The organism is Liquorilactobacillus sicerae, from assembly GCF_029916425.1.
Classification (GTDB): Bacteria; Bacillota; Bacilli; order Lactobacillales; family Lactobacillaceae; genus Liquorilactobacillus; species Liquorilactobacillus sicerae.
Map to the genome: position 1 here is coordinate 1 of NZ_JAHAVQ010000234.1, position 451 is coordinate 451.

General features: G+C 41.2%; 1 protein-coding gene. It reads left to right on the plus strand.

Annotated features, from left to right (window positions below; genetic code table 11):
* On the plus strand, positions 1-451 hold a 451-nt coding region (locus KH893_RS12185; RefSeq protein WP_281166326.1), incomplete at both ends, for a DNA topoisomerase.

Consider the following 451-nt stretch of genomic DNA (forward strand, 5'->3'; position numbering starts at 1 on the left):
ATATGAATATGAAGAAACAACAATTATTACTGAGGTTGGCAAAACCAATTTTAAGGCAACCGGAAATGTGCCAATCAAACAAGGCTGGAAATTGCTATTTGCAGACGATAAAGACAAAAATGATGAAACGGTTGTAACGCTGCCAAAGGTGACAAAAGGCCAGAAAGTTCAAGCCGACTTGAAAACACCGCAAAAGGAAACTACCCCACCTGTACCCTTTACCGAAGGTACATTAATCACGGCTATGAAAACTGCCGGTAGAACTCTCGATGATGAAGTAGCCCAATCAATCTTAAAAGATGTTGAAGGGATCGGCACCGAAGCAACCAGAGCCAACGTTCTTGAGGTCTTAAAAAAACGCGGGTATTTGCTTTCTAAAAAGAATCAGCTGCATGTTAGTGAACAAGGAATTACTTTATGTACGGCTGTTGAGCTTGAACCATTACTCACC